The organism is Streptomyces sp. NPDC018693 (assembly GCF_044391385.1).
GTDB lineage: Bacteria > Actinomycetota > Actinomycetes > Streptomycetales > Streptomycetaceae > Streptomyces.
The window spans coordinates 204,872-223,118 of record NZ_JBIRZZ010000006.1 but is presented as its reverse complement, the minus strand read 5'-3'; the positions used below and the strand labels follow the sequence as shown (position 1 = coordinate 223,118).

The following is an 18,247-nucleotide window of genomic DNA, read 5'->3' as shown; positions in this document are numbered from 1 at the left end:
CCTACAGCGGTACGCGCAGTGCTCCGTCGATCAGTTCGGCGGCTTCGGCGGTTCCGGCACCACCGCTGCGCACCAGGTGTTCGCGCACCGCCCGGAGTCTGTCGCGCAGCCGCTGCGACTCCATTCCCCGGGCCTGTTCGGCCATCCGCACCGCGGTGACCACCGCCTTGTCGGCGTTGCCCTGGCGCAGCTCGATCGTGGTCAGCATTGCGAGCCGGTGCACCCGGCCCCGGTCGTGCGCCGGGTTGTCGACGGCGGCCATCGCATGCTCGGCGGCCGCGCTGAGGTCGCCCAGACTGAGCAGGGCCTCCGCCACCTGGACGTTCACCAGGCCCGGCTGGACATAGCCGGTCTCGTCGGGCTCACGGCCGCGCCGGATGCGTTCGGCGGCCTCCTCCGCGCGCCGGATGCACGACAGCGCGCTCGTGCCGTCACCGAGGTGGGCGTACGCCTTGGCCTGCATCGCGTACAGGTCGGAGACCAGGGCGGGCGTGATGTCGCCGCCGGCGGCGCGCAGCGCCGCCTCGGCGAAGGCGACGGCCTGCCGGTACTCCCGCATGAACAGCGACTGGTTGACCAGCAGCGCGATGACATACGCGCCGAGGCCCCGGTCCCCGCTGGCCTTCGCGAGCCTGAGCGCCTGGTGGAAGTAGCGCTGGGCGAGACCGTGCGCGTCGGAGTCGTACGCGCAGATACCGGCGACCGCGACCAACCCGCCCGTGGCGCGGTGCAGTTGGCGGCCGGTGGCGTCCGTGTAGCCGCCGCGCAGCAGCGGCGCGGCCTCGGCGTTGAGGAAGCCGACGATCCGGGCGCGGGTCGCGACCCCGCCGGCCTTGCGGTACATCTGCTCGTAGTGGGTGCGGGCCGCGCGCAGCATCTCGATGTCGGCGGGCGTCACGCGGTGCCGGCCGCCCCGGGAGACATCGACGTCCTCGGGCGGGTTCTCCCACTCCCACACCGGCATCACGGCGGGCGTCCCGGTGACCGCCGGGGCGCCGAGGAGGTGCGGGCGCTGCTGTTCGTCGGAGCGCCACAGCGCGGTGGCCCGCTCGACGAAGCCGGACAGGGAGGTGCCGTGCGGGGTGGCCGGCTCCCCCGGGACACCGAGGCCGATGTCGTCGAGGGTGACCGGGCGGTGCAGCCGGGCCGCGAGCACCTCGCAGATCAGGTCGGGCACCTGACCTCTCGGCCGCTGGCCCTTCAACCAGCGTGCGACCGCCGTGTGTTCGTAACGCAGGGAGAGTCCGCGTGCGCGTCCCGCCTGGTTGACATGGGCGGCGAGGCCCGCGTGTGAGATCCCCGCCTCGTCCAGGATCGCGTCGAGCAGAGTGTTGGGCTGCATGGGTGCCCCCCGGTCGCCTCGGTGCCGACAGCGTAGTGCGTCCGCCTTCACACGGGGTGTGAACGGAGTGCCCGCATTCGCGGGGTGCGCGCGCTGTTGCGGAGTGTTTGGGGTCGGTTGACTGAAATGCCGGGCCGTCGGCTCCCCCTCGTACATGCGGCGGCCCGGTTCAGCCGTCAGGGGCGCGTTGTCGCGGCTTGTCCCACACTCGCCCCTGAAGGGACTTGTCGTGCACGGTCGTTGTGAAGTGCCAGCAGGGCCATGTCGTCCTTCGGCCTGCCCGCCGTGTGGCGGACGAGGGCTGACACGACGGTGCGCGGGATCGTCCGGGTCGGTTGGTGCGCGGCCTGCGAGAGGGCCGTCTGGAGCGAGAAGTACCGGCCCCTCGCATCCCTCGCGTCCTCCACGCCGTCCGTGTAGAGGATCAGCGACTCGCCCGGGAGCAACTGCCCGCAGGGCGTGGGCGGCAGATCGGCCGGGAGGGGAAACAGGCCCAGCGGCGGCAGGGGATCCGTCGGGCACAGGGGCTCGACGCGGTCGCCGTGGATCAGGTACGGCCATGGGTGGCCGCAGTTCAGGACCTGGACCCCGTTGTCGCGGGCGATCTCCAGGAGCAGGACCGTGACGAACTCCTCCGTGACCGGATGCTCCTCCCCGGCCCGCTGTCGAAGATGGCGGGCGTGCGCGCGCTCCAGACGGCGCAGCACTCCCCCGAGGTCGGGTTCGTCGTGCGCGGCCTCGCGGAAGCTGCCCAGCAGGGCGGCGACGGTGGCCAGGGCGGGCAGTCCGTGTCCGCGGACGTCGCCCATGACCACCCGTACGCCGTGTTCTCCGGCGATCACCTCGTACAGGTCTCCGCCGACCGTGGCGCCACGGTCGGCGGAGACCTGTGCGGCGGCGACGTTCAGCCCGTCGACACGCGGGGGCAGCGGCCGCAGCAGCACACTCTGCGCGGCCCCGGCGACCCGGCGGGCCTGCCGCAGCTCCCGCAGCAGGACCTGCCGTACGTGCAGGATGAGCGCGGTGCCCACGGCGAAGAAGACGACGCTGGTGACGGCCCGTGCGCCCAGCGAGGTCTGCTGGGCGAGCGGGCAGACGAGCTTGAAGGTGATCGCCACGGCGCCCCACACCGTGGGCAACCCCAGTGCGAGGACCCGACGCAGCGGCCGCCCGATGCCGAACATGTCGATGGCCCCCCATATAGGCCCGCACAGCGCAGTCAGACCGGCCCCGAAAGGCCGGTCTGATTCTGTCCGGACCATGACCCAGGAGGGCCATATCACCCGAATTTGTCACCCGGATGAGTGAAGTAACCGATCAGGGGGCCTGGGGGCAAAGCCTCCAGAAGGGGCGCGGGGAACTGCTCGACCAGCCACAACGAGCCCGCAGCCGGCCGACAACAGATCCCCTACGACGACTAGCCCCGAAGCACAGCCCCGGTCCGCTCCCCCGCAAGGGCGACCGCCGCATCCCGAGCAGCCGAAGCCTCGTCCACCGTCAGAGTCCGATCCCCGGCCCTGAAGCGGAGCGCATACGCCAGCGACTTCTTGCCCTCACCGAGCTGGTCGTCGTTGACGTAGACGTCGAACAGCCGGATGCTCTCCAGGAGTTCACCCGCACCGTCACGCAGCGCGGCCTCGACCTCCGCCGCCGGCACCGGCTTGTCCACCACGAGGGCGACGTCCTGCGTGGCCACGGGGAACGTGGAGATGCCCGGCGCCTGAGGCGTGTCGTCGCCGACCCGCTCCAGGACATCGAGGTTCAGCTCCATCGCGCAGGTACGCGCGGGCAGCCCCAGCGCCTTCAGTACCCGCGGGTGCAGCTCACCGGCATGGCCGGCCACGGTCTCCGTACCGTCGACGACGACCACGAACTCGGCACACCGGCCCGGGTGCCACGGCCCGTACGCCCCCTTGCGGACGACGAGCTCCGCACCCGCCTCACGCGCGACGGTGCGCCCCGCCTCGACCGCGTCGGCCCAGTCGGCCGGGCGGCCCTTGCCCCACCAGCCGGCCTGCTCCCGGGCGCCCGCGAGGACGGCGGCGACATGGCGCGGCTGCTCGGGCAGCGCGGCGTTCAGTTCGGCGATCTCCTCGTCGGTGGGACGCCGGTCGACGGGCAGCGCGACGGCGACCTTCTGCTCGTCGCGGGGGTGGAAGACCAGTCCCGTCTCGAAGAGCGCCAGGTCGTGCGAGCCCCGGCCGTCGTTGCGCCGCAGCGCGCCCAGCAGGCCCGGCAGCAGCGTCGTACGGAGCGCGGGCTCCTCGTCGTTGAGCGGGTTGGTGAGCTTGACGACCCGGCGGCACGGGTCGTCGGCCTCCAGACCGAGCTGGTCGAAGACCTGCTCGGCGACGAAGGGGTAGCTCGGCGCCTCGACATAGCCGGCGCCCGCCAGGGCACGCCCCACGCGGCGGTGCAGCCGCTGGCGGTGGGTCAGGCCCCGGCCGGACGGCGGCTTGGGCAGCGTGGAGGGCAGTTCCTCGTAACCCTCCAGGCGGATGACCTCTTCGGCGAGGTCGTTGGCCTCGAGGAGGTCGGGGCGCCAGGACGGGACGGTGACGATCAGCTCGTCCTGCCCGCCCGTCTGCCGACCACCACCCCCCAACGACGCGTTCCACGCGGCAGCACTTCCATACACGTCGCAGCCGATCTGCTGCAGCCGTCGTACGACGGTCTCGCGGCCGTAGGCGACACCCGCCACCTTGTCCGGGTGGTCGGCGGGGATGGTGATGGTGCGCGGCGCGGAGGGCGCGATCACCTCGGTGACGCCCGCGTCGGCCGTGCCGCCCGCGAGCAGCACCAGCAGGTCCACGGTCCGCTGGGCGGCGGCCGCGGCGGCGGACGGGTCGACGCCCCGCTCGAAGCGGCGCGACGCCTCGGAGGACAGCTTGTGCCGGCGGGCCGTACGGGCGATCGCGACGGCGTTGAAGTGGGCGGCCTCGATGACGACCTCGGTCGTGGCGTTCTCGAGGTCGTCATGGTCGGCGATCTCGGTGTTGGCGCCGCCCATGACACCCGCGAGGCCGATGGGGCCCCGCTCGTCGGTGATGACGAGGTCCTCGGCGTCGAGGGTGCGCACCACGCCGTCGAGGGTGGTGAGCTTCTCGCCCGGCTCGGCCCGGCGCACGCCGATGGTGCCCTGGACCAGCCCCCGGTCGTAGGCGTGCAGCGGCTGGCCCAGCTCCATCATCACGTAGTTCGTGACGTCCACGGCGAGCGAGATCGGGCGCATGCCGACCTTCTGCAGCCGGCGCTGCAGCCAGATCGGGGAGCGCGCCTCCGGGCTCAGACCGCTGACGGTGCGGGCGGTGAAGCGGTCGCAGCCGGCCGGGTCGGTGACCTGGACCGGGTAGCCGAACGCGTTCGGGGCGGGCACGTCGAGCAGGGCCGGGTCGCGCAGCGGCAGGCCGTAGGCGATGGCGGTCTCGCGGGCGACGCCGCGGATGGACAGGCAGTCGCCGCGGTTGGCGGTGACGGCGATGTCCAGGACCTCGTCGACCAGCTCCAGCAGCTCGATGGCGTCCCGGCCGACCTCGGTCTCCGGCGGCAGCACGATGATGCCGTGCGTGCCGTCGTCGCCCATGCCCAGCTCGGTGCTGGAGCAGATCATGCCGTGGGAGGTGCGGCCGTAGGTCTTGCGGGCGCTGATCGCGAAGTTGCCGGGCAGGACGGCACCCGGGAGAACCACGACGACCTTGTCGCCGACGGCGAAGTTGCGGGCACCGCAGATGAGCTCCTGGGGCTCGCCGGTGCCGTTGGCCTGGCCGACGTCGACCGTGCAGAAGCGGATCGGCTTCTTGAAGCCCTCCAGCTCCTCGATGGTCAGCACCTGGCCCACGACCAGCGGGCCCTTCAGATCGGCACCGAGGTGCTCGACGGTCTCGACCTCCAGGCCGGCCGCGACCAGCTTCTCCTGGACGTCGCGCCCGGTTTCAGTCGCCGGCAGGTCGACGTACTCCCGCAGCCAAGAAAGCGGGACCCGCATCAGATCTCCATCCCGAACGGCCGGGTGAACCGGACGTCACCCTCGACCATGTCTCGCATGTCATCGACGTTGTGGCGGAACATCAGCATCCGCTCGATGCCGAACCCGAAGGCGAAGCCGCTGTACTTCTCCGGGTCGACGCCGCAGGCGGTGAGCACCCGCGGGTTGACCATGCCGCAGCCGCCCAGCTCGATCCAGCCTTCGGAGGAGCAGGTGCGGCAGGGCCGGTCGGGGTTGCCGACGGACTCGCCGCGGCAGACGTAGCACACCATGTCCATCTCGGCGGACGGCTCGGTGAAGGGGAAGAAGTTCGGCCTGAGCCGGGTCTTCATGCCCTCGCCGAAGAGCGACTGGACCATGTGGTCCAGGGTGCCCTTGAGGTCGGCCATGGTCAGGCCCTCGTCGACGGCGAGCAGCTCGACCTGGTGGAAGACCGGGGTGTGGGTGGCGTCCAGCTCGTCGGTGCGGTACACGCGGCCGGGGCAGATCACATAGACCGGCAGCTCACGGTCGAGCAGGGAGCGGATCTGCACCGGGGAGGTGTGCGTGCGCAGCACGACGCCGGACTCGGTGCCGCCCTCCGGGCCCTGCACGAAGAAGGTGTCGTGCTCGCCGCGGGCCGGGTGGTCCGGGCCGATGTTGAGGGCGTCGAAGTTGAACCACTCGGCCTCGACCTGGGGGCCCTCGGCGACCTCGTAGCCCATGGCCACGAAGATGTCCTCGATGCGCTCGGAGAGCGTGGTCAGCGGATGGCGGGCGCCGGCCGGTACGCGGTCGTACGGCAGGGTGACGTCCACGTCCTCCTCGACCAGCACGCGGGCGTCCCGCTCGGCCTCCAGCTCCGTCTGGCGGGCGGCGAGGCCCTTGTTCACTGCGCCGCGGGCCTGGCCGACCAGCTTGCCGGCGGCGGCCTTGGCGTGCGGGGGCAGCGCGCCGATCTCGCGGTTGGCGAGGGCCAGCGGGGAGGTGCCGCCGGTGTGGGCGACCTTGGCCTCCTGGAGCGCGTCGAGGGAGTCCGCGGCGGCGAAGGCGGCGAGCGCCTCGTCCCGCATGCGCTCGATCTCTTCCGGTTTCAACGCCTCGACCTCGACAGGGTCGTACGACTTATTGGGTGCCGACATCTCTTCCCGTGCTTCCGATTGGCTGGCTGAAGGTCCCCGTCACCGACTCTTGAGGGCCGTCCTTGGGACACAAAGGTGCCAAAGGCCGAGTCTAACGGGGTGAGGGTGGGCGAACGCGCCCGCGGCCGTCAGGCGAGATACGCCGGCGCGGCCACGGGCAACGTAAATCGGAACTCCGCGCCGCCGCCGGGGGCGCGGCCGACCGTGATGGTGCCGCCGTGGGCCTCGACGATGCCCTTGACGATGTACAGCCCGAGGCCGGTGCCACCGCGCTTGCTGCCCCGCCAGAAGCGGGTGAAGACGCGGTTCATGGACTCCTCCGGGATGCCGGTGCCCTCGTCGCTCACGGTGACCGATGTGCCGGTGTCCTCTCCCTCGCGGGGGGACGCGGCGGGCGTGATCTCAATGGTGACGGTTCCCTCGCCGTGCCGCACGGCATTTTCGATGAGGTTGCTGAGCACCTGGTCGATCTTGTCGGGGTCGGCCCAGAGGGCGGGCAGCGGCTGCTCGATGCGCAGCAGGAACCGGTCGGCGGGCTGTCCGGCGGCGACGTACGCCTGGATGTGCCGTCCGACGGCGGCGCCCATGTCGACGGGCTGGCGGCGTACCTCCAGCCGTCCGGAGTCGATGCGGGAGATGTCGAGGAGTTCGGCGATGAGGCGGGTGACGCGGTCGGCGTCGGCGTCGACGGTCTCCAGCATCAGCCGTTTCTGGTCGTCGGTGAACCGCGCCCATTTGGCGAGGAGGGTGGCGGTGAAGCCCTTGACGGAGGTGAGCGGTGAGCGCAGCTCGTGGGCCACGGTGGCTATCAGCTCGGCGTGGGAGCGCTCGGTGCGGCGGCGGGCCTCGGTGTCGCGGAGCGAGACGACGACCCGCTGGACGGGGCCGGTGGGCCGGGAGCGGACGTAGCGCGCGGAGACGAGGACCTCCCGTCCCCCCGGCAGCAGCAGGTTCCGCTCGGGCTGCCGGACCCGGATGGCGAGCCCGCCGTACGGGTCGGTCAGCTGCCACCAGCGCCGCCCCTCCAGGTCCTCTAAGGGCAGCGCTCGGTCCAGGGGCTGCCCGAGGGCGTCGGCGGCGGGGGTGTCGGTGATGCATGCGGCGGCGGCGTTGAAGCAGACGACGCGGCCCTGCTCGTCGGCGACGACGAGGCCGTCGGGCAGCTCGTCGGGGTCGATGCCGGTCGTGGCAGGGTCAGCGGACGGTCGAGCCGCCGGCGGGCGCCGCACGTCCCGGGCCTCCGGCGTGCTGCTCATGCCCACACTCATCCCCGTACCCCACCTCCCAGAGGACCCCGAGCTGGTCACCCTACTAGCTCTCGGTGACGGTGCGGCACCCTCCGGAGGCGCGCTGTGCACGGGCCGAGGCGTAGAGACATACGGCGGCGGCGGTCGCGAGGTTCAGGCTCTCGGCCTTTCCGTGGAGGGGAACCCGTACGACGGCGTCGGCGAGCGCCCGGGTCTCCTCGGGCAGCCCCCACGCCTCGTTGCCGAACACCCAGGCGGTGGGCCCGCCCATGGTGCCGTTGTCGAGCTCTTCGTCGAGGTCGCGGTCCCCGGCCCCGTCGGCGGCGAGGATCCGCACTCCGGCGCCCCGCAGCCCCTCGACGGCCTGCTCGACGGGCACGCCGACGGCGACGGGCAGATGGAACAGCGAGCCGACCGAAGCCCGTACGGCCTTGGGGTTGTAGAGATCGACGGACGCGTCGGTCAGTACGACGGCCTCGGCGCCGGCGGCGTCGGCGCACCGCAGCACGGTGCCGGCGTTCCCGGGGTCCCGCACATGCGCCAGCACGGCGACCAGCTTGGGCCGGCTCGCGAGGATCTCCTCGAAGGGCGTGTCCAGGAACCGGCAGATCCCGACGAGGCCCTGCGGGGTGACGGTCGTGGAGATGTCCTCGATGACCTGCTCGGCGGCCAGGTGCACCCGGGCTCCGGCGGTGCGGGCCTCGCCGATGATGTCGGCGTACCGCTCCGCGGCGTCGAGGGTGGCGAACAGCTCGACGAGGGTGTCCCCGTGCGCCGCCGCCTCCCGCACGGCCTGCGGCCCCTCCGCGAGAAACAGCCGTTCCTTCCCCCGGAAGTTCCGCTTGGCGAGCCGCCGGGCGGCGGAGACACGGGGGGAACGGGGGGAGATCAGCTCGGGGCTGGCCGGGGGCATGGGATTCACCTTCAGTAGTTCTCTTCCACCGCGGCTTCTCTGCCTGTTCGCCGCCGCGACGGCGATCAACCACCACGGCGGATTTCAGCGGTGCCGAACCGTCGGTCGGAACGCGCAGCGGGGGACGGCTGCCGCTACGGGTCCGCTCGCCCGCGGTGGCGGGGTGCCTCCCCCGGAGGGGGGACCCCCAGCGCCCACCCGTGCAGCGCCTGCAGCGGCAACAGCAGGACCCGCAGGCTTTGCACCTGCGGGTCCTCAGTCACGTCGGCTCAGAGCCGGCGCAGCGTCACGCGGCCTTCGGCGCGTTCACGTCGGCGGGCAGCGCCTTCTGCGCGGCCTCGACCAGCGCGGCGAACGCGTTCGCGTCGTTGACCGCCAGCTCGGCCAGGATCTTGCGGTCGACCTCGATGTTCGCGGCCTTCAGACCCTGGATGAAGCGGTTGTAGGTCATGCCGTTGGCGCGGGCAGCGGCGTTGATGCGCTGGATCCACAGCTGGCGGAAGTCACCCTTGCGCTTCTTGCGGTCGTTGTAGTTGTAGACCAGCGAGTGGGTGACCTGCTCCTTGGCCTTGCGGTACAGACGCGAACGCTGACCGCGGTAGCCGGATGCCTGCTCGAGGATCGCCCGGCGCTTCTTGTGGGCGTTGACTGCCCGCTTGACGCGTGCCACTTGTTAACTCCTTGTAGCGGGGCCGTGGTTGTGCTCACACGACCCGGAAACGATTGGGTCCCGGTCAGAGATCAGGCGCGAGATGACGTTTCGCGCCCGATGTCACTTGCCGAGAAGCTTCTTGATCTTCTTGGCGTCGCCCGGGGCCATCTCGGCGTTGCCGGTGAGGCGACGCGTCAGACGGGACGACTTGTGCTCGAGCAGGTGGCGCTTGCCGGCGCGCTCACGGAGCACCTTGCCGGAGCCGGTGACCTTGAAGCGCTTGCTGGCACCGCTGTGCGACTTGTTCTTCGGCATAGCGCCGTTCTCTCCTCGTGGGTGGCGCTCCGGTGCCCGGTCGTGAAACCGGGCACGGTGGAGCGTCGCTCTTGTATCGGTTATGTCCGGGGGGACCGGAGTCCCCACAGATCACGCCTCGGCGGAAGCCTCTGCAGGGGCCGCGGCATCGGCGTCCGCGGGGTTCTGCGAGCGGCCGGGGTTGGCCTTCGCTTCGGCCTTGCGGGCCTCCTGCGCCTGGCGGGCCTCGGCCATCGCCTCGGTCTTCTTCTTGTGCGGACCGAGGACCATGATCATGTTCCGGCCGTCCTGCTTCGGGTTCGACTCGACGAAACCGAGGTCCTGGACGTCCTCCGCGAGACGCTGCAGCAGTCGGTAGCCCAGCTCGGGCCGGGACTGCTCGCGACCACGGAACATGATCGTGATCTTGACCTTGTCGCCCTGCTTGAGGAACCGGACGACGTGACCCTTCTTGGTGTCATAGTCGTGCGGGTCGATCTTCGGCCGGAGCTTCATCTCCTTGATGACCGTGTGCGCCTGGTTCTTGCGCGCCTCACGGGCCTTCATGGCCGACTCGTACTTGAACTTCCCGTAGTCCATGAGCTTGCAGACCGGCGGGCGGGCGTTCGCCGCGACCTCGACCAGGTCCAGGTCGTACTCCTGCGCAAGCTCCAGTGCCTTGGCCAGCGGGACAATGCCCACCTGCTCGCCACTGGGACCGACAAGTCGCACCTCGGGAACGCGAATCCGGTCGTTGATGCGGGGCTCGGCGCTGATGGATCCTCCTCGGTAGCACCACGCGACTCTCTGGCTTGAGGGCCGCGATACGTGTGTTTTCGTTAGACCTAACCGCGCCGAAGCAGAAAAAATGCCCCGGACGATCACAGGCGGGGCTCCTCGCACTACCGGAGCACCGCCGCGGGGACCGCGGGGCGCGACATCGGACGGCTCTCCATCGTCCGTACGGAACGATGGCGGGCCGCCTGACCGGATGACCCGCCGCCCCGGAGGGTGGTCGGGTGGGAGTTCGGAGCCTCCACTTGTGGGCCGAGCACGCAGGTGTCCGGCCGGTCGTTACACCAGGCTAGCAGGACCGGAAGGCAGGCGCTAATCCGCCGGCGCGCGCCGCCTGCTGTCAAGAGCGCCGCCGAGGGCCCCTATCGTGTGGAGCATGAGTGACACCTCCCCCTCCAGCTCCCCCGAGCAGCCCGACCAGCCGGATTTCGACGAGATGGCCCGTGACATCGCCGAGGTCCCCGCGGTCGAGGTGATCGTGACGGTCGCCGTCAATCTGATGAGCGCCGCCGCGGTCAAGCTCGGTCTGACCGAGGAGGGCGACAAGTACAAGGATCTGGACGAGGCCCGCAAGCTCGTGACCGCGCTGGCCGGTCTGCTGGACGCCTCCGCGACCGAGATCAGCTCGTTCCACGCGGCGCCCCTGCGCGACGGCCTGAAGTCGCTGCAGCTGGCGTTCCGCGAGGCGTCGATCGTCCCGGACGAGCCGGGCCAGGGCCCGGGCGAGAAGTACACGGGCCCGGTCTACGGCTAGAAACGGCTAGACCTGCTTCACATGGAGGGGCTCGCCCGGAGGCGTCGTCCCGGCCGGCAGCAGTGCCAGGTCGAGGCCGCGCACCAGGCGGGCCCTGAGCGTTTCGTCGGCGGCGAGGCGCCGGGCGACGGCGCGGGCGGCCTCGGCGGGCGCGGTGGCCGGGTCGAGGACCAGGGCGAGGGTGCCGTCGGCCTGTCCGGGCCCCAGGTGGGCGCGGAGCACGGCCGGCTCGGCGGCGACCGCGGCCCGTACCGCCTCGACGACGGCCGGGTCGGCGAGCGGGTCGGTGCTCGTCCGGCCCTCCGCGAGGGCCAGCAGCGCCGGTCCGGTCAGCTCGAACGGCACCGGTCCCGCCATGTCGAGCAGCAGGGTGTCCGCCTTCTCGTGCGCGGCCGCCTGCAGCGCCTGGTGCAGGGGTACGGCGACGGGGCGGGCCTCCGGGTCCCAGCGGGCCAGGGAGTCGGTGGAGGTGAAGGCGGGCAGGGCGGTGCGGTTGCCGGCCTTCAGCGTCGGCACGGCCATGTCGCTGGTCTTCTCGCGGCGCAGCCCGTTCTCGCCCTCTTCGACCTCGCCGAGCACGGCGACGACAGGGACGAGCAGCCGGGTGCCCTTGAGTGCCTGCAGGACGGGGCCCACGGCCGTACGGTCCTCGGCCCAGGCGGCGAGCGCGGCGCTCAGCCGGGGGTCGGCCGAGCCGTCGTCGTCGGAGTAGCCGGGGTCGGGAATGTTCTTGTTCGCCACGGTCACCGACCTTATCGGGGGGATGCTGCTGCGCTTGTGCGGGGCCGGAAACACGGGGGTCACCGCTTTCACGGGTTTCTCAGACCGCCCTGACGCAGATCTAACGTCCGTCTTACGGCGGACACAGCGAGCGCCTCCACGATCACGGGCATGGAGTCTTCCAGAGGCCGTCGCCGTGCCCTTCTGCGCACCGCCCTCGCCGTCGTGGTCGCCGCCGGTGCGGCGGGCACGGGCGCCGTGTATGTGAACGCGCGGGCGCATTCCGAGCCCGGCGTGAGCGCCGTATCGTCGGTGTCCGTGCCGGCGAGCGGGGAGCCAGGGGAGGCATCGGTGGAGCCTGTGGTCGAGCCGGAGGCCGTCGACCACGACGGTCTGCTGGCGGCGGCGATGGAGTCGGTGGCCGTGCCGGAGGGTGCGGCGGTGTCCGTGGCGGTGCTGGACCCGGAGAGCGGCGAGAGCGCGGTGTACGGCGAGGGCACCTTCGACACGGCGAGCATCGTCAAGGTCGACATCCTGGCGGCGCTGCTGCTGCGGGCCCAGGACGACGGGCGGCAGCTGACCGCGCGGGAGAAGGCGTACGCCACCGCGATGATCGGCAGCAGCGACAACGACTCCGCGACGGCGCTGTGGAACGCTATCGGGCGGGCCGAGGGACTGGACGCGGCGAACGAGCGGTTCGGGCTGTCGGGTACCTCCGGTGGGCAGGGCGCGTTGTGGGGGCTGACGCAGACGACGGCGAGGGATCAGCTGGCGCTGCTTCGGCAGGTGTTCGGGGAGGAGTCGGAGCTGAGTGAGGCTTCGCGGGCGTACGTCCAGGGGTTGATGGAGCAGATCGCGGTCGGGCAGCGGTGGGGGGTCTCGGCCGTCGCGGACGGCTCCGCGTGGGCGTTGAAGAACGGGTGGCTGCCCCGCAGCACGACCGGGCTGTGGGACGTGAACAGCATCGGGCGGGTGACGGTCGGGGGCCATGACTACCTGGTGGCCGCGCTGTCGAACGGCACCACGACCCAGGCGACGGGCATCGCGCTGGTGGAGGCGGCGGCGCGGGCGGCGGTGTCGGTGTTCACCGGGGACCCGTCCCCCTCCCCCGACGCCTCCCCGGCCGCGTCCGCGTCAGTGCCGGGATAGTCGGCTGAAGCCCGCCTGCCAGGTGTGGAGGGTGACGGTGCCTCCGCCGAGGTACGCGGCCTTGTGGCGGAGGCTGTCCATGACGGCGCGGCCCGGGTCGCCGTACACGTCGATGGATCTCATGCGGATCAGCGTGCCGAACGCGCGGAACCGCTGCTCACCGATCCGCATGTGCAGGTCGAGCGACGCGGGGTCGGGATGGACGGCCACCGTGGTCATCGTGGACTCGGTCGTGTCGATGTAGAAGTGGTAGGCGATCAGCTGCGGTTCGTGTTCCTCGGTGAAGGCGGCGAGGTCGCGCACTCCGGTCCGCACCGCGGCGAGTTTGCCGGCGAGGATGTCCGAGTGGTCGACGTAGAAGAGGGGTTCGGTCACGCCGCCCGAAGGTAGCGCCGGAGGCCCGGCCGGGGCGGGCGGCGCGCGGGCCACGGACCCGTCAGGGGGTGCTGCCGTGCTCCCGTCGGCCGCGCCACAGGACGACCGCCGCGACCAGCAGGACCCCGCCCGTGCCGCCTGCCAGAGGGCCCGCCCAGTCGGCGGTGTCGGTGTCGGATGTGGGGGCGTCGGGGCCGGGGCCGAAGTACTGCTTGGCGTACGACTGGGACTGGAGACCCCGGGGCTTGAGGCCGGCGGCGGCCTTGATGGCGGCGGCCGGGTCCACGAAGCCGTAGCCGCGGGAGTCGTCGCGGCCGCCGGTGGGGGCGTCGCGGGCGGTGTCCTGGAGGAGCGTCTTGACCTGGGCCGGGGTGAGGCCGGGGTGGGCGGCCTTGACCAGGGCGACGGCGCCGGAGACGAAGGCGGCGGCGGCGCTGGTGCCCCAGCCCTCGTAGTACTTGTGGTCCGGGTCGGCGATGACCACGTCGTCGCCGGGGGCGCTGACCGTGGCGTACCAGCGGCGGGTGGAGAAGGGGGCGCGGGTGCCGTAGCGGTCGACGGCGGTCACGGCGATGACGCCCGGGTAGGCGGCCGGGTAGGAGATGTGGTCGCCCTTCTCGCCGCCGTTGCCGGCCGAGGCGACGACGACGGCGCCCTTCTTGAGCGCGTACTGGACGGCCTCGTCCTCGGCGGGTTCGGGGTGGGCGGATTCGGAGTCGTCGCCGAGGGAGAGGTTGATGACGTCGGCGCCCTGGTCGGCGGCCCAGCGGATGCCCTCGGCGAGGGCGTTGCCGCGGGTGTCGCGGGCGCGGGCGCGGGCCGGGTCGCCGTCCTCCAGGATCACGCGGACGGGCAGGATCCTTGCCTCGGGGGCGATGCCCATGACGCCGTCGCCGCCCGCGTAGCCGTGTCCGTGGCCGGCGATGATGCCGGCCATCGCGGTGCCGTGCCGGGCCCAGGCGCGGTCGCCCTCCTTGGCGCCGAAGCCGATCAGGTCCTTGCCCGGCAGGACGTTGCCGTCGAGGTCGGGGTGGTCGGCCTCGACGCCGGTGTCCAGGACGGCGACGGTGATGCCCTTGCCCTTGGTGGTCTGCCATGCCTCGGCGGTGTGCATGGCTTCCAGGGCCCACTGCCGGGCGCGGATCGCGTCGGCGTGCGCGGTGGTGGGCGGGACCAGGGCGACGGCGGCGGCCAGCAGACAGCTGAGGGCGCCGGCCCGGCACGCCGTACGGCTGCGGCTCATGAGGGCTGCTCCGAGGGGGACACGGCGGCCTTGCGCAGGCCGCGCTCGACCCGGTCGGCCAGGCCCTGCGCCTCGTGGCCGAGGCCGGCCTGGGCGGGGGCCGTGGTGGCGCCGGACGCGGTGGCCTCGGCGGCGGACTGCGGACTGTCGACGGCGCGGCCGTCGGCCCAGCCGGAGACGGCGTACACGATCACCGGCGCGTCGGTGAGGACGGAGATCGTCCAGGAGGCGCGCTGGGCGTCACCGAAGGCCGCGGCGACGGTGTCCTGCGCCGCGTACGGGCGGGGCAGGAGGTCGGTGCGGCGGGCGAGGCCCTCCTTGTCGAACCGGGTGTCCAGGGTGCGCATGGCGGTGGCGTCGGCCGTGGTGAACAGCATGCCCACGGTGGTGACGTAGCTCTGGGTCGCGTCCGTGTAGGTGGCGCGCAGGAGGCGTTCGCAGCCGACGGGGGCGAGGACCTGGGCCAGCAGCGGGTCGAAGGCGTCGGCGCAGTCGCCGTCCGGGGCGACGGCGATCCGGGTCCAGGTGCGGTCGGAGCCGCCGGGCCCGGCGCCCTGGCCGTCGACGGTCGGCGGGAAGAGCTGGTCGACGGGCAGGTTGTGCCAGAGGCGGCCGGCCGCGGCGTACGCGCCGGACGCGCCGCCGGACGCGGCGTCCCCCACCAGCCAACTGCCGGTTATCGCCCCGCCTATGAGCCCGAGCCCGAGCACCACGCAGGTGGCGGCCGCCACGACCCTGCCCTTCGGCCCGCGCACCCGCGGGGCGTCCCCGAACCCCTCGGGCTGCCCGAACGTCACGACGGGACGGGTGGCTCCGGGGACCCCGCCCGGGGCCATGGGGGCGCTCCAGGAGAGCGCCGGGTCGGGAGCGGGGGCGGGCTGGCCGTCGGGGGGAGCGGAAGCGCCGGTGGTGGCTGACGGGGCGGTGAAGTCGGGGTGCCGGACGGGTGCGGTGGGCGTCCAGGCGGGCTCGGTGTCCGGCACCGAGGGTGCCGAGGAGCCGCGCTCGGCCGGGGCCGTGGATTCGCCCTCGCGGGGCGACGGGCCCGGCGTGAGCAGGCCGCTGCGTGAGAACGGCGTCCACGCGGCACCGGACACGGAGGGCCGGCCCCTGTCCGCCGCCTCGTCGGAGACGGCCGGACGCCCCGGAACCGGCGGAGCGTCCGGGAAGCGCGCCGAGGCAGGCGGCGGGGGCGGCGAGGGAAGCGGGGTCGTGGAGTCCAGGTGCGGGGAGGGGGACGGCGCCGGGGAGCCCGGGGACTGGGAGGACGACCGCGCCGAGGAACCCGGGGAATGGGAGGACGACCGCGCCGAGGAACCCGAAGGCTGGGAAGACGACCGCGCCGAGGAACCCGCGGTGCCGGAGGCGGTACGGGTCTCGGCGGGGCGGGACGAGCCGGTACGAGACGAGGTGGGGCTGGACGGGCCGGGAACAGCGCCGGAGCCGGAAGGCGCGGCGGAACCGGAGATCCCGGCAGAACCGGAACGCCTGGCCGGACCTGGAGCGTCGACTGAGCCGGAACGCCCAGCCGCGCCGGAAGCCCCAGGCGCACCGGAACGCCGACCCGAACCCGAAGACGCGCCCGAGCCGGAGCCCCCACCCGCGCCGGAGGCCCCACGCGGACCGGAGTCCGAGGCCCCAGCGGCGCCGGGAAGCCCGCCCGGGGAGGAACCGGTGCCGTGCACAGTGCGCCCCGGAGTGCGGGGAACGGAACCGGGAACGCCCCCGTCCGCCGCCCGCGCCGCGCGGGAAAGGCCCCCGCTCGAAGGCGGCGCTTCCCCGCCGCGCCCCGCACGGGAAGGCGCCACGTCAGCGGGCCTCTCGGCCGGAGCGGGCACACGGGTCGGACGGGGGTTCACTGGGCGCCCGTTCGACACAGGGGCCGCCGGACGCCGAGGCGCGCTCGACGCGGCCCCGGTGCCACTGCCACTGCCCGCGTCGGGACCCCGGTCGTCGCTCACCGCGTCCGTCGGCGTGACCGGCGCGGGCTGTGTCGGCGGGCCCGCCGGTCGTGGGGGTGCGGTGGGGCGGGGCGGGGCGGTGGGGCGGGGTGGGGTGTCCGGGCGTGGGGGGACCGAGGCGCGGCGTGCTTCCGTGCTCATGCACCCCCCGTTTCTCTCGCCCGGGACGTTTCTTCACGCCCGGGCGGTCGTGTCCGTCGTACACGGGCCGTTTCCGTCGTGGGCAGCGCCCTCGTGCCTCGTGCCGTGGCGGCCGGGAGCGGACGCGACGGCCCGCCCTGGCACGCATACCCGCACGGACGGACCGGCATCCCGGCGCGGGCGTCCGGCCGGAGCCGTCCTCCGTACGTGCGCGTCACTCTACGGCGTGTTCCTGGTCCAGCGGGAACCAGTCCGCACGCTCGGGGCATCTGCCCGGATCGTCCCCCTACCCTGCGGTAATCGGGTCTGGCAGGCTTCGGTCATGACTGCGCGCGCCGCCGACCGGGCCCGTTACGACCGGGCCACCGCCCATCTCGACGCCCCTCTCGCGATCGTGGACCTGGACGCCTTCGACGCCAATGCGGACGACCTGGTCCGCCGCGCCGCGGGCAAGCCGATCCGCGTCGCCAGCAAGTCGGTGCGCTGCCGCGCGCTGCTCGAACGCGTCCTCGCGAAGGACGGATTCGCGGGCATCATGTCGTTCACCCTCGCCGAGTCCCTGTGGCTGGCGCGGTCCGGTTTCGACGACATCCTGCTGGCGTACCCGTCGGCGGACCGCTCCGGGTACGCCGAACTGGCCGCCGATCCCAAGCTCGCGTCCGCCGTGACCGTCATGGTCGACGACGTCGCCCAGCTGGACCTGATCGATGCCGCGCGCGGCGACGGACGCGAAGTCATCCGCGTCTGCCTGGAGTTGGACACCTCCCTGAAGCTGCTCGGCGGCCGGATCCGGGTCGGGGCGCTCCGCTCGCCGCTGCACTCCGCCGCCGAAGTCGCCGAGGTGGCCCGTGCGGTGACGCGGCGTCAGGGTTTCAAGGTGGTCGGGATCATGGCGTACGAAGGTCATGTCGCGGGTGTCGGCGACAGCCTCGCCGGGCGGCCGTTCCGGTCGCGTGCCATCCGGCTGATGCAGGCCGCGGCCCGCCGTGAACTGGCCGAGCGGCGCGCGGCGGTGGTGCGCGCGGTGCGGGCCGTCGTACCGGATCTGGAGTACGTCAACGGCGGCGGGACCGGCAGTGTGCAGAGCACGGCCGCCGAGGAAGCGGTCACCGAGATCGCGGCCGGCTCCGGGCTGTACGTCCCGCGGCTGTTCGACAACTACACGTCGTTCACCGGGCGTCCGGCCGCGCTCTTCGCGCAGCCGGTGGTACGGCGGCCCGGGGTCGGCGTGGTGACGGTGCTGGGCGGCGGGTACCCGGCCTCGGGCGCGGCGGGGCGGGACCGGCTGCCGGTGCCGTACCTGCCGGAGGGGCTGCGCTACGACGCCCAGGAGGGGCCCGGCGAGGTCCAGACGCCGTTGCTGGGCTCGCCGGCCGACGATCTGCTGATCGGCGACAAGGTGTGGTTCCGGCACGCGAAGGCCGGTGAGCTGTGCGAGCGGTTCGATGCGCTGCAGCTGGTCGAGGGCGACCGGGTGACGGGGACCGTGCCGACGTACCGGGGTGAGGGCCACACCTTCCTGTGACCCCACCGCCGGTGTCCGCGTCGCCGGTCC

Annotated in this window: 16 protein-coding genes; 3 read left to right on the top strand and 13 right to left on the bottom strand. The window is 72.8% G+C overall.

Annotated features, from left to right (window positions below):
* Position 1: 1 nt before the first annotated feature.
* The 9 genes from ACH5AC_RS18430 to infC all read right to left on the bottom strand — a co-directional run bounded on the left by ACH5AC_RS18430 (position 2) and on the right by infC (position 10,331).
* Positions 2 to 1,342: a transcriptional regulator gene (locus tag ACH5AC_RS18430; RefSeq protein WP_398862927.1), complete on the bottom strand. Its 1,341-nt coding sequence runs from the start codon at positions 1,340 to 1,342 to the stop codon at positions 2 to 4.
* A gap of 176 nt (positions 1,343 to 1,518) precedes the next feature.
* Entirely contained in the window at positions 1,519 to 2,526 is a 1,008-nt protein-coding gene (locus tag ACH5AC_RS18425; RefSeq protein ID WP_398862926.1) for a PP2C family protein-serine/threonine phosphatase, read from the bottom strand.
* A gap of 233 nt (positions 2,527 to 2,759) precedes the next feature.
* Positions 2,760 to 5,327 (bottom strand): phenylalanine--tRNA ligase subunit beta, encoded by a 2,568-nt coding sequence (pheT, locus tag ACH5AC_RS18420; protein WP_398862925.1) that lies wholly within the window; start codon positions 5,325 to 5,327, stop codon positions 2,760 to 2,762.
* On the bottom strand, positions 5,327 to 6,448 hold the full coding sequence (gene pheS, locus ACH5AC_RS18415) for a phenylalanine--tRNA ligase subunit alpha (RefSeq protein WP_398862924.1): 1,122 nt from the start codon (positions 6,446 to 6,448) through the stop codon (positions 5,327 to 5,329). The genes pheT and pheS overlap by 1 nt, the downstream gene beginning before the upstream one ends.
* Before the next feature lie 128 nt (positions 6,449 to 6,576).
* Positions 6,577 to 7,716 (bottom strand): ATP-binding protein, encoded by a 1,140-nt coding sequence (locus ACH5AC_RS18410; RefSeq protein WP_398862923.1) that lies wholly within the window; start codon positions 7,714 to 7,716, stop codon positions 6,577 to 6,579.
* 43 nt (positions 7,717 to 7,759) lie between these two features.
* The gene (locus ACH5AC_RS18405) at positions 7,760 to 8,608 is read right to left on the bottom strand and encodes a TrmH family RNA methyltransferase (protein WP_398862922.1); all 849 of its coding nucleotides are present in this window, start codon (positions 8,606 to 8,608) and stop codon (positions 7,760 to 7,762) included.
* Between the two features lie 286 nt (positions 8,609 to 8,894).
* On the bottom strand, positions 8,895 to 9,278 hold the full coding sequence (gene rplT, locus ACH5AC_RS18400; RefSeq protein ID WP_398862921.1) for a 50S ribosomal protein L20: 384 nt from the start codon (positions 9,276 to 9,278) through the stop codon (positions 8,895 to 8,897).
* A 102-nt stretch (positions 9,279 to 9,380) separates the two neighbouring features.
* Entirely contained in the window at positions 9,381 to 9,575 is a 195-nt protein-coding gene (gene rpmI, locus ACH5AC_RS18395; protein ID WP_007829094.1) for a 50S ribosomal protein L35, read from the bottom strand.
* Positions 9,576 to 9,686: 111 nt separating this feature from the next.
* Positions 9,687 to 10,331, bottom strand: a complete 645-nt coding sequence (gene infC, locus ACH5AC_RS18390) for a translation initiation factor IF-3 (RefSeq protein WP_398863135.1) — start codon at positions 10,329 to 10,331, stop codon at positions 9,687 to 9,689.
* Positions 10,332 to 10,725: 394 nt separating this feature from the next.
* Between infC and ACH5AC_RS18385 the strand changes: the two genes are divergently transcribed.
* Positions 10,726 to 11,103: a DUF1844 domain-containing protein gene (locus tag ACH5AC_RS18385; protein WP_398862920.1), complete on the top strand. Its 378-nt coding sequence runs from the start codon at positions 10,726 to 10,728 to the stop codon at positions 11,101 to 11,103.
* A 6-nt stretch (positions 11,104 to 11,109) separates the two neighbouring features.
* Here ACH5AC_RS18385 and ACH5AC_RS18380 read toward each other — a convergent pair whose 3' ends face one another.
* The gene (locus ACH5AC_RS18380; RefSeq protein WP_398862919.1) at positions 11,110 to 11,844 is read right to left on the bottom strand and encodes an SseB family protein; all 735 of its coding nucleotides are present in this window, start codon (positions 11,842 to 11,844) and stop codon (positions 11,110 to 11,112) included.
* A 150-nt stretch (positions 11,845 to 11,994) separates the two neighbouring features.
* Here ACH5AC_RS18380 and ACH5AC_RS18375 point away from each other — a divergent pair, with 150 nt between their 5' ends.
* Entirely contained in the window at positions 11,995 to 12,972 is a 978-nt protein-coding gene (locus ACH5AC_RS18375; RefSeq protein ID WP_398862918.1) for a serine hydrolase, read from the top strand.
* Here the strand turns inward: ACH5AC_RS18375 and ACH5AC_RS18370 are convergent.
* From ACH5AC_RS18370 to ACH5AC_RS18360, 3 genes are all read right to left on the bottom strand, one after another.
* The gene (locus tag ACH5AC_RS18370) at positions 12,958 to 13,347 is read right to left on the bottom strand and encodes a hypothetical protein (RefSeq protein WP_398862917.1); all 390 of its coding nucleotides are present in this window, start codon (positions 13,345 to 13,347) and stop codon (positions 12,958 to 12,960) included. The genes ACH5AC_RS18375 and ACH5AC_RS18370 overlap by 15 nt on opposite strands.
* 61 nt (positions 13,348 to 13,408) lie before the next feature.
* Complete coding sequence (gene mycP, locus ACH5AC_RS18365) at positions 13,409 to 14,590, bottom strand: type VII secretion-associated serine protease mycosin (RefSeq protein ID WP_398862916.1); 1,182 nt, start codon at positions 14,588 to 14,590, stop codon at positions 13,409 to 13,411.
* Positions 14,587 to 15,687, bottom strand: a complete 1,101-nt coding sequence (locus ACH5AC_RS18360; RefSeq protein ID WP_398862915.1) for a hypothetical protein — start codon at positions 15,685 to 15,687, stop codon at positions 14,587 to 14,589. Before ACH5AC_RS18360 ends, mycP begins: the two co-directional genes overlap by 4 nt.
* Before the next feature lie 1,327 nt (positions 15,688 to 17,014).
* On the opposite strand from ACH5AC_RS18360, the gene ACH5AC_RS18355 reads away from it, so the two are divergent.
* On the top strand, positions 17,015 to 18,217 hold the full coding sequence (locus tag ACH5AC_RS18355) for an amino acid deaminase/aldolase (protein WP_398862914.1): 1,203 nt from the start codon (positions 17,015 to 17,017) through the stop codon (positions 18,215 to 18,217).
* Positions 18,218 to 18,247: the final 30 nt, after the last annotated feature.